The following is a 14,941-nucleotide window of genomic DNA, read 5'->3' on the forward strand; positions in this document are numbered from 1 at the left end:
CGCAATCCTCACACGGGACGAAGGGAACGTTATGTCCGATTTGCAGCGATATCTGCCTGCGCTGTTACGCGGTGCCGAGATGACGATCCTGCTTGCCGTGCTGTCCGTCGTGCTGGCCGTTTGCGTCGGCATGGCGGGCGCGATGGCCAAGCTGTCGGGTTCGCGCGTGCTGGTGTCGGTGGCCGCGGCGTACACCACGCTGATTCGCGGCGTGCCGGAGTTTGTGATGATGCTGCTGGTGTTCTACGGCGGCCAGATCATGCTGAATCGGCTGTCGGCCGCATTCGGGCTTCATGCGCCGGACGTCGACGCGTTCGCGACCGCCGTGCTGACGATCGGCTTCATTTTCGGTGCGTACTACACGGAGACGTTCCGCGGCGCGATTCTCGGCGTGCCGCGCGGCCAGATGGAGGCGGCGCGCGCATACGGCTTCTCCGGCTGGCTGGCGTTCCGCCGCATCCTGTTTCCGCAGATGGTGCGCCTCGCGCTGCCCGCGGCAGTCAACAACTGGCTGGTGCTGCTCAAGACCACGGCGATCGCGTCGTTGATCGGCCTGCACGACGTGATGTTCATCTCGGACCAGGCAGGCCGCACGACGCAGGCGCCGATGACGTTCTACCTGGCGGCGTGCGCGGTCTATCTGCTGGTGACGTCGGGATCGACGGCCTTCCTCGCGCGGACGCGCGTGCGCCTGAACCGCGGCATGCGCGAGGGGAGGCTGCACGGATGAGCTACGAACAACTGGCCCCGCTGCTTGGCGCATACGCCGGCGGCCTGTGGGTCACGGTCCGGTTGACGGTCGGTTCGCTGGCGCTCGGCCTGATGCTCGCGATTCCGCTGGCGGTGCTGCGCGTGTCGCCGAACCGGTTCGCGAGCGGCCCGGTGGCGGCATACACGTGGTTCATGCGCGGCACGCCGTTGCTCGCGCAACTGATGATCGTCTATTACGGATTCGGCCAGTTCCAGTGGGTGCAGGACGCGTGGCAGCGCGGCAATCCGGTGCTGTCGCTGCTGCGCGACCCGTTCGGCTGCGCGATGATCGCGCTGACGGCGAATACCTGCGCGTACACCGTCGAGATCCTTGCCGGCGCGATCAGGGCGACCGCGTACGGCGAAATCGAAGCCGCGCAGGCCTACGGCATGTCGCGCTCGACCGCGTGGCGCCGCATCCTGCTGCCGTCGGCGCTGCGCCGTTTCCTTCCCGCGTACAGCAACGAAGTCATCCTGATGCTGCACGGCACGTCGCTGGTCAGTGCGATCACGCTGATCGACCTGACGGGCGCCGCACGGGATTTCTACGCGAACTACTACGCGCCGTTCGAGGCGTTCATTTCCGTCGGAACCGTCTATTTCGCGCTGACCGGCATCGTCACGCTCGTGATCAGGGCCGCCGAACGACGCTTTCTCGTTCACCTGCGGCCGCTGCCGCTGTCCACGCCTGCCAAATCCTAGAGCCACGTCACATGAATGCATTGTCTGTCGAGAATCTCCATAAACACTACGGCGACAACGAAGTGTTGAAAGGCGTGTCGCTGGCTGCGAAGCAGGGCGACGTGATCAGCGTGATCGGGTCGTCCGGATCGGGCAAGAGCACGCTGCTTCGCTGCATCAATTTTCTCGAATCGCCTACGTCGGGCCGCGTATCGCTCGGCGGCGGCGAGGTGAGGACCTCCGTCGACCGCAATGGCCGGATCCGAATCTCCGATCCCGCGCAATTGCGCAGGATGCGAACCCGGCTCGCGATGGTGTTCCAGCATTTCAATCTGTGGGCGCACATGACGGTGCTGCAGAACGTCATGGAGGCACCGCTGCACGTACTGAAGGTCTGCCGGTCCGAGGCCCGCGATCGGGCGGAACGCTATCTCGAGCAGGTCGGCATGACGCGCTTTGCGCACGCGTATCCGGCGCACCTGTCCGGCGGGCAGCAGCAGCGTGTCGCGATTGCACGTGCGCTCGCGATGGAGCCCGATGCATTGCTGTTCGACGAACCGACCTCGGCGCTCGATCCGGAACTGGTCGGCGACGTGCTCAAGGTGATGCGCGATCTTGCGCAAGAAGGACGCACGATGATCGTCGTCACGCATGAAATGGGCTTCGCGCGCGAGGTGTCGAACCACGTGATGTTCCTGCACCAGGGCGTCGTGGAAGAGGAAGGCCACCCGCGCGACATATTGAAGACGCCGAGAAGCGGCCGGCTGCAGAAGTTCCTGTCCGGCGGGCTGAAATGACGCGTGCCGGCGGCTGTTTCGCCTACGACGACACAACCACGGAAGAGACGAAACCAGGATGGCTCTCATGCAAAATCTGAAGCAGAACGACATCGACCACGTCCTTCACCCGTACACGAACCTGAGCCGCCATCGCGATGTCGGGCCGATGGTGATCGAGCGCGGCGAAGGCGTTTACGTGTACGACACGGAAGGGAACCGCTATATCGAGGCGCTGAGCGGATTGTTCTGCGCGTCGCTGGGCTTCAGCGAAGAGCGGCTGGCCGATGCGGCGGACAGGCAGATGCGCAAGCTGCCGTTCTATCACGCGTTCGGCCACAAATCGTCGGAGCCGTCGATCCTGCTGGCCGAGAAACTGATCTCGATGGCGCCCGTACCGATGTCGAAGGTGTTCTTCGCGAACTCGGGTTCCGAAGCCAACGACACGGCAGTGAAGCTGATCTGGTATTACAACAACGCACTCGGCCGGCCGCACAAGAAAAAGATCATTGCACGCACCCGCGCCTATCACGGCGTGACGATCGCATCCGCGAGCCTGACCGGCTTGCCGAACAATCACCGCGACTTCGACCTGCCGATCGATCGCATCCTGCATACCGACTGTCCGCACTACTACCGTCATGCGCAGCCCGGCGAATCGGAGGAACAGTTCGCGACGCGCTGCGCCGAGTCGCTGGAACGACTGATCCTCGCGGAAGGGCCGGACACGATCGCCGCGTTTTTCGCCGAGCCGATCATGGCGTCGGGTGGCGTGATCGTTCCGCCGGCCACCTACATGGAAAAGATCCAGCGTGTGCTGAAGCGCTACGACATCCTGCTGGTGGCCGACGAGGTCATTTGCGGTTTCGGCCGCACCGGCAACATGTTCGGCTCCGAAACGTTCGGCATGCAGCCCGACATGATCGTCGTGGCCAAGCAGCTGTCGGCGGGTTACCTGCCGATCTCCGCGCTGATGGTCAACGACGCGATCTACCGCGGGCTCGTGTCCGAAAGCGAGAAGATCGGCACCTTCGGCCATGGCTTCACATACAGCGGCCATCCGGTTTGCGCGGCCGTCGCGCTCGAGACGCTGCGGATCTACGACGAAGACGGCATTCTCGAACACGTGCGCGGCGTGATACCGCATTTCCAGCAGCGCGTGGCCGATCTCGGCACGCATCCGCTCGTGGGCGAGGCGCGCGGCGCCGGGCTGCTCGCGGCGGTCGAGCTGGTCGCGGACAAGACGACGAAAGCGCCGTTCCCGCCGGCCGACGGCGTGGCCGCGCATGCCGGCGAGCGGGCGTTGACGCACGGCGTGATCACGCGCGCACTCGGCGATGCGTTCAATTTCTGTCCGCCGCTGATCATCACGCACGACGAAATCGATCAGTTGTTCGATGCATCGAGAAAGGCGCTCGACGATACGTTCGAATGGCGCCGTTCGCTGGCCACGCGCTGAACCGGGAGGAAACGATGAGGAATTTCGAACAACCGGGCCGCTCGCTCGTGATGTCCACCGAAGGGATGGCCGCGACGTCGCATCCCGCGTCGACGCTGGCTGCCGTCCGGATCCTGGAAGCGGGCGGCAATGCGATGGACGCCGCCATTGCCGCCTGCGCGGTGCAATGCGTGGTCGAGCCCGGCTCGACCGGCATCGGCGGTGACTGCTTCGCGCTCTACTCGCGCGGCGGCACCGACGATATCGTCGGTTTCAACGGGTCGGGCTGGGCGCCGGCCGCCGCGAGCGCCGAGCGGCTGCGCGCGCTCGGCGTCACGTCGATCGACCGGCATTCGCCCCATGCGGTGACGGTGCCCGGCGCGGTCGACGCGTGGGCGACGCTGGCGCGCGATCATGGCTCGCTGCCGCTCGCCGAGCTGCTCGCGCCCGCGATCAGGCTGGCCCGCAACGGCTATGCGGTCGCGCCGCGCGCGGCCGAGGATTGGGCGCATCAGGCGCAACTGCTGTCGCTGGACGACACGGCCCGCGAGCAGATGCTGGTGGCCGGCAGCGCGCCGCGCGCGGGAAGCGTGCATCGGCAACCGTTGCTCGCCCGCACGCTCGAGGCGATCGCGCAATCGGGCCCGCGCGTTTTCTATGAGGGATTCGTCGCCGAAGATATCGTCGCCCGCCTGCGCGGCATGGGCGGCCTGCATACGATGGCCGATTTCGCCGAGTTCCATGGCGAGTACGTGACACCGATCACCGCGCGCTTTCGCGGCTACGACGTGCACGAATGCCCGCCGAACGGACAGGGCGTCATTGCGCTGCTGATGCTGAAACTGCTCGAAGGAGTCGACGCGACCGACGATCCGCTCGGCGCCGAGCGCCTGCATCGGGAAATCGACGCCGCACGCATCGCATATGCGCTTCGGGACGCGCAGCTTGCCGATCCGCGTCAGCAACGGATCGATGTCGATGCGCTGTTGTCCGACGCGTCGATCGATTCGTTGCGCGCGCGTGTTGCCGGGCTGCACGCCGTGGGCGCGCCGGTCGCGCAACCGGTGGAGCACAAGGATACGGTCTATATCTGCGTGGTCGACAAGGACCGCAACTGCGCGAGCTTCATCAATTCGCTGTTTCATCCGTTCGGCAGCGGCATCATGTCTGCGCAGACGGGCGTAATGCTGCACAACCGCGGCCAGAGTTTCACGCTCGAATCCGGCCACCCGAATGCAATCGCGCCGCGCGCAAGACCGATGCACACGATCATCCCGGGCATGGTGACGCGCGACGGCAAGGTGCAGATCACGTTCGGCGTGATGGGCGGCCACTATCAGGCGATGGGGCATGCGCATTTCCTGTCGAAGGTGCTCGACTACGGCCTCGACATGCAGGCGGCGATGGATTTGCCGCGCCTGTTTCCGCGGCCGGGCACCGATCTGGTGGAGGTGGAAGGCACGATGCCGGCGGCGGTATGCAACGCGCTCGCGCAACGCGGCTTCAACCTCGTTGCACCGAACTGGGCGATCGGCGGCGCGCAGGCGATCCGGATCGACTGGGAGGCCGGCACGCTGATCGGTGCGTCCGACCATCGCAAGGACGGTTGTGCACTGGGTATCTGACACGGGCGCTCACGCGACGTCCGACCGAGACAGGGGGCACGCATCATGCAGAAGCAGCCAGCCATGCGCGGAGACGGCGCGATCCGCCGCGAATCGCCGTACGGCTCGTCGAAGGAAAACACGTACGCGGGCGTCGTATCGTTCATGCGGCGCCTGTATACGAAGGAGCTGTCCGGCGTCGATCTCGCCGTGACCGGGGTGCCGCTCGATATCGCGACGACCAACCGCCCGGGCGCGCGGCTCGGCCCGCGCGCGATTCGCGCCGCGAGCAGCCAGCTCGGCGTGCTGCTGCCGTACCCGTGGGGGATCAACCCGTTCGACGATTACGCGGTGATCGACTACGGCGATTGCTGGCTCGACGTCCATAATCCCTCGACCGTCAAGGAGGCGATCGTCGCGCATGCGCGCACGATACTGGATGCCGGCGCAAAAATGCTGACGCTGGGCGGAGATCACTACATCAGTTATCCGCTGCTCGTCGCCCACGCGGAGAAGTACGGCAAGCCGCTGTCGCTGATTCATTTCGATGCGCACTGCGATACCTGGCCGGACGATCGGCCGGACAGTCTCAACCATGGGTCGATGTTCTACAAGGCCATCAGGGAAGGGCTGATCGATCCCGCGCATTCGGTGCAGGTCGGCATCCGCACGTGGAATGACGATTTCATGGGCGTTCAGGTACTCGACGCACCGTGGGTGCATGAGCACGGCAGCCGCGCGACGATCGACAGGATCGTCGAGATCGTCGGCACGCGGCCCGCCTATTTCACGTTCGATGTCGACGGGCTGGACCCGGCGTTTGCGCCGGGCACCGGTACGCCCGTGCCGGGCGGCCTGTCGACGGCCCAGGCACTGTCGATCATCCGCGGGCTCACGTCGATCGACATCGTCGGCGCGGACGTGGTCGAGGTGGCGCCCGCGTACGACCACGCGGACATTACCGCGCTCGCGGCCGCGCATGTGGCGAGCGAGCTGATCTGCCTGTTCAGGCAGCGCGCGCACGCAGCGCAGTAAAAACGCGGGAAGTGCCGGCGACTGCCTCATCGCCGGATAGCCCCGGATCAATGCATACGTATCGCCATTGTAATTTCGTAATCCGAATTGAATGAAGAATGACGTCTGCAAGCTGAACACGGATCGATTAACCACGCAACGACGGGAGAGCAGGGAAATGAAATGGATCGCATCGACCACACTCGCATGCGCGGCCGGCATGTGCGGCAGCGCGTTCGCGCAAAGCTCGGTCACGCTTTACGGCGTCATCGACGAATCGATTCAGTACACGCACAACACCGGGGGCGCGAGCAACCAGGTCAAGCTGCAGTCGGGGCAGATGTCCGTCAGCCAGTGGGGGATGCGCGGCAAGGAAGATCTGGGCGGCGGCCTGAGCGCACTGTTCAACCTGCAGAACGGGTTCAACGTGAATAACGGCAAGATGAGTTCCGGGCTGCTGTTCGGGCGCAAGGCCTATGTCGGGCTGACGGGCGGATTCGGCACGGTCACGGCCGGCCGTCAGCAGGATACGTTGCAGGATCTGGTATTGCCGGTGCAGGGCGACAATTTTCTCGAGTATTTCACCGCGCCAGGGGACGTCGACAACGCGGACGGTTCGGTGCGCAACAGCAATGCCGTGAAATGGGTGAGCCCGTCGTGGGGCGGCTTGCAGGTAGCCGCGATGTACGGCTTCGGCGGCGTGGCGGGATCGGTCGGGTCCGGGCAGGCTTACAACGCGGCGCTTTCGTATACCGCGGGGCAACTGACCGTGGCGGCAGGTTATGCGCACCTGGACAACGGCAACGCGGTGCGGTCGACGCGCGGCGCGAGCAGCGCCGACACGATCTTCCTGTCGCCGGTGAACAGCGCGTATGCGACCGCGAGCGCGGTGAATATCGCCCGCGCCGGCGCGACCTATGCGTTGGGTGCGTTCACGTTGGGCGGGTATTACAGCTATGCCGAGTACCTGCCGGATGCAAGCTCGGCGTTCGGCGCGGCCGAGCGCTACAACAACGGTTCGGTGTTCGTGGCCTGGCAGGCTTCGCCCGCGCTGCTGCTCCAGACGGGTTACAACTACCTGAAATCGCACGGCGATTCGTCGGCCACGTATCAGCAGGTCACGCTCGCCGCCGACTACGCGCTCAGCAAGCGCACGGATCTGTACGCGACGGTGAGCTACGGGCACGCATCCGGAAACAACGGCGCCGGGGCGGCGCAGGCGGTGATTTCGGATGCCTATGTCGATGGCGGGAAGTCGACGCAGGAACTCGCGATCGTCGGCATCCGCCACCGGTTCTGAGCGCGCGCCGCGCGCATCGACGTTACGCGGCGCTTCCTACGGCAGCGGCACGCCCCACGCCGCTGTCACGTCGCCGCCGAGCCGCCATTCGTTGAACGGGCGGCGCGCCGCGATGATCGCCGGCAGGCGGCGATCGCCGAAGCGCGCGTAGTACGGCTCGACCCAGCTCAGTTCGTCGCGGAAGGTCCATGGGAACAGGTCCTGCCTGACCGGCGTGATCTTCGTGAAGCTCGCGGGATTGTCCACCGCGTCGATCACGAGATTCGCGAGGCGGCCGATCGCGCCGCCGTTCTCGCGGTAGAGATCGATATTGCGCCGTTGCACGAGCTCCGCCGCGAACACGAGCGGCAGCAGCGCAAAGGTGTGATAGTGCAGTGCGCGGTTGCCGCGCTTGACTTCGCGCGCGAGCGAGCCCTCCGGGCCGATGTCGCGAATCCCTTCGCGTACCCGCAGCAGGCCCGAATCGATCAGGCTCGCGTTGCCGGTGACGGTGCCGACGGCGATCAGGTCGAGCCCCGCCCAGTACACGAGGTTGTTGTGCAGGTGGTTGATCGCTTCCGCATCGCGGGTGACGATCGCGATGCGTTCGAGCCACGGATCGATCGCGTTGAATTGCGCGCGGTTCGCTTCGCGCAAGCCGCGCGGCATGCGCAGGATCACCATCGCGAAATCGGTGCCGGCCCACGAGCGCTCGTAATAGCCTTGATAACCGGAGATAGCGCCCATCAGCGCATCCGATTGCGCCCAGCTGTCGAGCAGCGTCAATGCGCACGACCAGTCGCCGTGGTCCGCGGCCGTGTTGAGCTTCGACACGAAATCGCGCATCGGCTTCACGGCGCGCGCATAGCCGGCGGCATCGTCGTAGTAGCCGGGCGGATCGATCGTCCGAACGGCGGCGGGCACGTCGCATGCGTGCGACGGCTGCGCGGCGCCGAACAGCGCGGCCACGGCGAGCAACGCTGCGAATAGCGGTCGGATCGACAGATGGCGCATGCGGCCCTCGATGGTAATGGTTGTGTTGCGATGCATACGCCGAATGCGCGACGGCGGCTCGACGCGATCGGTGCGACTGCATGCGGTGGCAGTCTATCGTTTCGGTCTTTCATCCGCCTTTCCCGAATGCAACGGGTATGGGCCGGGGTGGTGCCCAGTCCCGCGCCGGGCGACGTCCTCTCGCAGCACTTCGGTAATCGGGCCGTCGTCGCGCCTGCACGCCGCGCGAACGCCGACCCGCTGCCGTACATCTGCGCGTTCGTGTCCAACTCGGCGAGCTTCGTGCTGCCGATCTCGAACCCGGCGGATCTGGTGCCGTACGGCTCGCGCGTGCCTGCGCTCGGCACCTGATGCGCGACGCACGTCGGGCGGCCGATTCGACCTAGAACGAGTAGGAGAGCGACGCGAACAGGCTGCGCGGCGCGCCCGGCGTGACCCACAGGCTGTTGTACGAGCTGACGTAGGTCGTGCGGTTGAACAGGTTGTTCAGCACGACCGACGCGCGCAGGTGCTTGTCGACCTGCACGTAGCCGTTCAACTGCACGGTCGCATAGGCCGGCAGCTCGAAACCGTCCTGCGTGTTCGCGGTGTTGCCGGCGCGGCGCCCGACATAGATCACGCCCGCGCCGATGCCGGCCTTGTCCGCGAACGGCAGTGCGGTTTCGTACATGAGCAGCGCGCTGCCGCTCAGCTTCGGAATGTCGACGAGGCGCGCGCCGGGCGTCAGCACGGCATCGCGCGTGACCTCGGCATCGACGTACGCAAGGTTGACGAGGCCGCGCAAACCGTGGCCCAGGTCGCCGTTCCATTCGAATTCGACGCCGCGGCTGCGCACCTCGCCGGCCGCGCGCGAGAAGCCGGCATTCGCCGGATCGGCGGTCAGCACGTTGCGCTTGTTGACGTAGAACGCCGCGACCGTCGCGAGCCAGCGCTCGCCGGCCCATTTCGCGCCGGCTTCGTAGCCGTGCCCCTTCTCCGGGTCGAACGCGCGGCCGTTGGCATCGGCGCCGTTGTTCGGCCGGAACGAATACGCGGTGTTCGCATACAGCGACAGCGCGGGGCTCATTTCGTATACGACGCCGAGGCGCGGACTCAACGCGGTCTGCAACTGGCTGCTCGTCACGCCCTTCAGGCGGTTCTCGACCGACTGGTGAAAGCGATCCCAGCGCAGCCCGGCGAGGATTTTCCAGTGCGGCCCGAACGCGAGCGTGTCCTGCGCATAGGCGCCTTGCCCGTCGTCGCGCTCGAGCAGGTTGGTCGCGGTGCGCAGCGCCGGCGCCGGCTGGCCGTAGACCGAATCGAGGATGTCGATCGCATACGGCGCGGCGGCGCTCGGCGTCGAGCGCGCGACGAACTGGTCGTAGTTGAAGCGATACGCATCGACGCCCATCACGAGCGTGTGGCCGATGCCGCCGGTGCGGAACTTGCCGGTCGTTTCGAGGCGGCCTTGCAGATCGTTCGAGTGAAACGCGACTTGCCGGTAGCGGCGCCACAGCGTGCGCCCGTCCGGTTGCAGCGCGAACGCTTCGGACGAGCGGCCGGACAGGTCGGTGTCGCGCTGCGCGAAGCCGGCATTGATCGACCAGTTCGCATCGACACGATGCTCGAGCGTGAACTGGTGGCCCGTGTTGCGCACGTCGTAGTCGCCGTCGCGCGGCTCGCCGAGGAAGCGCGAAGCGGGAATCGCGCCGAGCTGCCCGCCCACCGCCACCACGCCGCGATCGAGCGGCGCGCGCTGGCGCACGCTTTCGAACTCGTAGTGGAGCGTCGTGTCCGCGCCGATGTCCCACGTGAACGACGGTGCGAACAGGTAGCGTTTGCTCGACACCGTATCGCGGAAGCTGCCGTTGTTCTCGTTCATCGCGACGAAGCGGTACGCGAGCGATTTCGTGACCGGCCCGGTCGAATCGAGCGTCTCGCGCAACGCGCCGTAGCTGCCGGCCGACACGCCGATGGTGTTCGAGCGCGCGAACTGCGGCTGCTTGGTCGTGTAGCTGATGAGGCCACCCGGGTCGCCGCGGCCGTACAGCGCGGACGCGGGCCCCTTGAGCACTTCCATGCGCTCGAGGTTGGCGGTGTCGCGCGGCACGCTGATCCCGCGGTTCCACGAGAAGCCGTTGACGAGGTAGTCGGTGCCGGACGTGTTGCCGTCGCCGGCGAATCCGCGCACCGCGTAGTTGTCCCACAGCCCGCCGAAGTTGTTCTGCCGAGCGACGCCCGCGACCCAGTCGTACAGGTCCTCGCCGCGCGTCGCGGCGACGGTCCGGGCCAGTTTCGCGTCGACGCTGCTGACCGCGAACGGAATCTCCATCACGTCGGTCTCGGTGCGCGTTGCGCTCGTCGATTCGGGCGCGCGAAACGGCGCGCTCGCGCGCTGCCCCGAGACCTCGATGGCGGGCAGCGATACCTCCTGCGCATCGGCGGCGCCCAGGCCGGCCGTGCCGACGACGATGGCCATCGGTGCGGCCGCCCAGTTCTTCCTGCTCATACCCCGTCCTTTGATGTGGTCTGCGTGCGGGCAGGGCGAATGGCCTCGCGCCGACGTCGGTGTTCCAAACAGTACATTCGCGCCGGAATTTAATGCAAATGAGAGGCATTTGCAATCGTAAATTTTTGCGGTCGCGGGCGACGCGCGGCGGGCGGCAACGGGGGCGGCCGCCGTCGGCGCCGGTGCGACCGTTGTTTTCCATGAATTCCGAATGGTGGGAATTTACTTCGCGTGAGGGATGGGGTGTCGAATCGAAATCCGGACGAATGACATGGAAATACCGGAGATTGGTCGGGTAAACATGGATCGAATCAGTTCGACGGTTTCGAGCTGGATGTTTGACAAATCCCGTATTTCGGGATTAAAGTCAACGCCACTTCATTCAAACCGTCGAGCGGCCGCATGAACATCCCACAGTTGGACACCGATACCGGAACACGAAGCGGCGCGAGCGTCGTGCTCGAGACGGCGCGCGACGCCGGCTTCGACGTCTGTTTCGCCAATCCCGGCACCACCGAGATGCCGTTCGTCGGCGCGCTCGACACCGTGGCGGGCGTGCGCTCGATCCTCGGGCTGTTCGAGGGCGTCTGCACGGGCGCCGCGGACGGCTACGGCCGCATGGCCGGCAAACCGGCGATGACGCTGCTGCATCTCGGGCCCGGCCACGCGAACGGCGTCGCCAACCTGCACAACGCGCGCCGCGCGCGCACGCCGATCCTGAACATCGTCGGCGATCACACCCGCGACCATCTGAAGTACGACGCGCCGCTCACGTCCGACATCGAGTCGCTCGCGCGCCCGGTGTCGGTGTGGTACCGCAGCGTGGCGCGCGACACGGATCTCGCGACCGATACGGCCGACGCGATCTCGGCCGCGATGGGCGCGCAGCGCGGCGTCGCGACGCTCGTGCTGCCGGTCGATCTGCAGTCGGCGAAGGTGCGCGACGCGGCTTCGCCCGCCGTCGTTCGCCCGGCCGCGGTTTCGTTCGATCGCGCACGGGTCGAGCGGGTCGCCGATCTGCTGCTTAGCGGCCATCGCGCGGTGCTGTTGATGGGCGGCCGCGCACTGTCGGCGCGCGGGCAGCGCGCGGCGGCGCGCATCGCGGCGGCGACCGGCGCGACCTGCTTCAGCGAAACCTTCCCGGCGCGCGCGGAGCGCGGCGGCGGCCTGCCGGACATCGACCGCCTGCCTTATTTCCCCGAGCCGGCGCTGGCCGCGCTGGCCGGCCGGCGCGTGGTGCTGGCGGGCGCGCTCGCGCCCGTCACCTACTTCGGCTACGAAGGCATTCCGGGCGAACTCGCCCGCCCCGAGGACATCGTGACGCTGGCCGAACCGGGCGACGCGGCGGACGACGCACTGGAAGCGCTGGCCGAGCGCATCGGCGCGCCGGTGAACGCCGGCGGCGTGCAGGTCGAGCGTTGGCAGGTGGAGGACGGCCCGCTGACGCCGCAGGCGGTCGGTCGCGTGCTGGCGAACGCATTGCCCGACGACGCGATCGTCTCGATCGAGGGCGGCACCTGCGGTTATCCGTTCGTGACCGCGTCGGCGCGCGCGCGCCGTCACACGATCCTCACGAATACCGGCGGCGCGATCGGCCAGGGCTTGCCGGTGGCGCTCGGCGCCGCCGTCGCGTGCCCGGAACGCCGCGTGTTCGCGCTGCAGTCCGACGGCAGCGCGCAGTACACGATCCAGGCGCTGTGGACGATGGCGCGCGAGCGTTTGCCGATCGTGATGCTGATCGCATCGAACCGGCGCTACGGCATCCTGCAGACCGAGCTCGCGCGCAGCGGCCTGCCGGCCGACACGCCGCACGCGAGCCGCCTGACGCTGCTGGACGATCCGCCGATCGACTGGCTCGCGCTGTCGCGCGGCTACGGCGTGCCGGCCGAGCGCGCGAGCACCGCGCAAGCGCTGTCGCAAGCGCTCGACGACGCGCTCGCGCATACCGACGGGCCGCGGCTCATCGAAATGCGCCTGGCCTGATCGCGCAACCCGCTTTCCCCTTCAATCCCGACTCTCACTTTCATCGCTATGGATCTGCAACTCCACGGAAAAGCCGCATTCATCACCGGCGGCAGCATGGGCATCGGCAAGGCGGTCGCGCTCGAGCTGGCCCGCGAAGGCGTCAACGTCACCATCGCCGCGCGGCGCATGGAACACCTCGAAGCGGCCGCCGCCGAGATTCGCGCGGCGCTCGCGCCGCTGGGCAACGCGGCCGGCGCGATCCTGCCCGTCACGGTGGACACGACCGACATGGCGTCCGTCGAAGCGGCGATGGCCGCGAGCGTCGAGCGCTTCGGCCGGCTCGACATCCTGCTGAACGGCGCCGCGCATCCGGGCGGCCTCGTGCGCGCGGAGCTGGAAAACGCCGACCCGCAGGGGCTGCTGCAGGACATCGATATCAAGGTGGTCGGCTACCTGCGTTGCGCGAAGGCGGCCGCGCCCTACATGCGGCGCCACGGCTTCGGCCGGATCGTCAATATCGGCGGGCTGACGGGCCGCGGCAGCAAGCAGCTGTCCGGCATGCGCAACGTGGCGATCGTGCACCTGACCAAGACGCTGTCCGACCAGCTCGGCCCGTTCGGCATCACGGTCAACGCGATTCACCCGGGCGTCGTCGAGACGCCGCACATCCACGAACTCTACGAGAAAGAGGCGCAGAAGCAGGGGCTCACGGCCGCGGAAGTCGAGGCCAACTACGTGAAGGTCACGCCGATCCGGCGCGTGCTGCAGCCGGAAGAAATGGGCTGGATCGTCGCGTTTCTCGCGTCGCCGAAATCCGGCTCGATCACCGGCGAGTCGATCGGCTGCGACGGCGGGCTCACGCGCGGCATTTTTCTCTGACACAAGGAGCATTTCATGACCGCAACCGTACTGGTCGCCACGGCGGGGCAAGGCATCCTGCGCTCGAACGACGACGGCAAGACCTGGCATCGCCTCGGGCTCGCCGAACCGATCGAGTTCGACGGCATCGTGCGCTCGCTCGCGGTGGACCCCGCGACGCCGTCGCGGATCTATGCCGGCGCCGATTCGGGGCTGTGCATCAGCGAGGACGGCGGCGCGCACTGGTTTCGGCCCGAGAACCTGCTGAACGGGCAGACGGTCTGGTCGATCGCGATCGATCCGGCGAACCCCGCGGTGCTCTATGCGGGCACCGGGGCACCGTCGCGCGCCGCGCTGTACAAGTCGAGCGACGCGGGCGTGACCTGGGAGAGAACGGCTCCCGAGTTCCCCGAGTTTTGCTCCGGCGTCAATCGCCCGCGGCTGCTGACGATCTGCGTGGACCCGGACGACAGCCGCAACGTCTGGTACGGCGTGGAGGAGGGCGGCGCATGGCGCAGCCGCGATGCCGGCGCGAGCTGGACGCGCGTGGACGGCCCCGGCACGGCGATCCGCAACAGCGACATTCATGCGATCGCGGTGCTGCCGGCCACGCCGGACCGGCCGAAGACCACCGTGCTGCTGACGGTGAACGCGGTGCATGTGAGCGACGACGACGGCCAGACGTGGGACGGCAAGCTGTCGCGCGATCGCTTCGACGGGCTGTACTACACGCGCACGGTCGTGCAGCTGCCGAAGCCGGAAGGCGAACTGCTGATGGCGATCGGCGACGGCACGCCGGGCACCCGCAGCCGCATCTACCGCTCGACCGATCGCGGCTATGCGTGGCACGAGACGGATCTGCAGACGCCGCCGAATTCCACGTTCTGGGCGTTCGGCGCGCATGCGGCGCGGCCGGAGCTCGTTTATGCGGGCACCAAGTACGGCCACCTGTTCTGTTCGCGCGACGGCGGCCGGAACTGGAGCAAGGAATGGCGCGATTTCAGCGAGATCACGGCCGTCGCGTGGACGCCGTTCGAAGCGCCGCTCGTCGCCCACGCGCAGTCGACCAACTGA

The 14,941-nt window shown here is 67.0% G+C and carries 12 protein-coding genes and 1 pseudogene; 11 read left to right on the plus strand and 2 right to left on the minus strand.

Features of this window, described 5'->3' with window-relative positions; genetic code table 11:
* The first annotated feature begins 31 nt into the window (after positions 1 to 31).
* The 7 genes from GD429_RS06000 (at position 32) to GD429_RS06030 (ending at position 7,563) form a co-directional block, all read left to right on the plus strand.
* Positions 32 to 730, plus strand: a complete 699-nt coding sequence (locus tag GD429_RS06000) for an ABC transporter permease (protein WP_152856098.1) — start codon at positions 32 to 34, stop codon at positions 728 to 730.
* On the plus strand, positions 727 to 1,452 hold the full coding sequence (locus GD429_RS06005; RefSeq protein WP_152856099.1) for an ABC transporter permease: 726 nt from the start codon (positions 727 to 729) through the stop codon (positions 1,450 to 1,452). The genes GD429_RS06000 and GD429_RS06005 overlap by 4 nt, the downstream gene beginning before the upstream one ends.
* Positions 1,453 to 1,463: 11 nt before the next feature.
* A complete protein-coding gene (locus GD429_RS06010; protein ID WP_152856100.1) occupies positions 1,464 to 2,228 on the plus strand; it encodes an ABC transporter ATP-binding protein in 765 nt (254 codons plus the stop codon).
* A gap of 67 nt (positions 2,229 to 2,295) precedes the next feature.
* Complete coding sequence (locus tag GD429_RS06015; RefSeq protein ID WP_152856177.1) at positions 2,296 to 3,666, plus strand: aspartate aminotransferase family protein; 1,371 nt, start codon at positions 2,296 to 2,298, stop codon at positions 3,664 to 3,666.
* 14 nt (positions 3,667 to 3,680) lie between these two features.
* Entirely contained in the window at positions 3,681 to 5,270 is a 1,590-nt protein-coding gene (locus tag GD429_RS06020) for a gamma-glutamyltransferase family protein (RefSeq protein ID WP_152856101.1), read from the plus strand.
* Positions 5,271 to 5,333: 63 nt separating this feature from the next.
* Positions 5,334 to 6,284 (plus strand): agmatinase, encoded by a 951-nt coding sequence (gene speB, locus GD429_RS06025; protein WP_227791556.1) that lies wholly within the window; start codon positions 5,334 to 5,336, stop codon positions 6,282 to 6,284.
* 157 nt (positions 6,285 to 6,441) lie between these two features.
* A complete protein-coding gene (locus GD429_RS06030; protein WP_152856103.1) occupies positions 6,442 to 7,563 on the plus strand; it encodes a porin in 1,122 nt (373 codons plus the stop codon).
* Between the two features lie 36 nt (positions 7,564 to 7,599).
* Here GD429_RS06030 and GD429_RS06035 read toward each other — a convergent pair whose 3' ends face one another.
* On the minus strand, positions 7,600 to 8,556 hold the full coding sequence (locus tag GD429_RS06035) for a mannuronate-specific alginate lyase (RefSeq protein ID WP_152856104.1): 957 nt from the start codon (positions 8,554 to 8,556) through the stop codon (positions 7,600 to 7,602).
* A 201-nt stretch (positions 8,557 to 8,757) separates the two neighbouring features.
* Here GD429_RS06035 and GD429_RS06040 point away from each other — a divergent pair.
* Positions 8,758 to 8,901 (plus strand): annotated as a pseudogene (locus tag GD429_RS06040) (arsenic transporter); the annotation flags it as partial.
* A gap of 37 nt (positions 8,902 to 8,938) precedes the next feature.
* On the opposite strand, the gene GD429_RS06045 reads toward GD429_RS06040, so the two are convergent.
* Complete coding sequence (locus tag GD429_RS06045; RefSeq protein WP_152856105.1) at positions 8,939 to 11,044, minus strand: TonB-dependent siderophore receptor; 2,106 nt, start codon at positions 11,042 to 11,044, stop codon at positions 8,939 to 8,941.
* 402 nt (positions 11,045 to 11,446) lie between these two features.
* Here GD429_RS06045 and GD429_RS06050 point away from each other — a divergent pair, with 402 nt between their 5' ends.
* From GD429_RS06050 to GD429_RS06060, 3 genes are read left to right on the plus strand one after another with little or no spacing between them, the layout of a single operon-like run.
* Positions 11,447 to 13,027, plus strand: a complete 1,581-nt coding sequence (locus GD429_RS06050) for an acetolactate synthase large subunit (RefSeq protein WP_152856106.1) — start codon at positions 11,447 to 11,449, stop codon at positions 13,025 to 13,027.
* Between the two features lie 48 nt (positions 13,028 to 13,075).
* A complete protein-coding gene (locus GD429_RS06055; RefSeq protein WP_152856107.1) occupies positions 13,076 to 13,888 on the plus strand; it encodes an SDR family NAD(P)-dependent oxidoreductase in 813 nt (270 codons plus the stop codon).
* A 15-nt stretch (positions 13,889 to 13,903) separates the two neighbouring features.
* Complete coding sequence (locus tag GD429_RS06060) at positions 13,904 to 14,941, plus strand: sialidase family protein (RefSeq protein ID WP_152856108.1); 1,038 nt, start codon at positions 13,904 to 13,906, stop codon at positions 14,939 to 14,941.

Source organism: Burkholderia sp. BE17 (assembly GCF_009362305.1).
GTDB classification, from domain to species: Bacteria; Pseudomonadota; Gammaproteobacteria; order Burkholderiales; family Burkholderiaceae; genus Burkholderia; species Burkholderia pyrrocinia_C.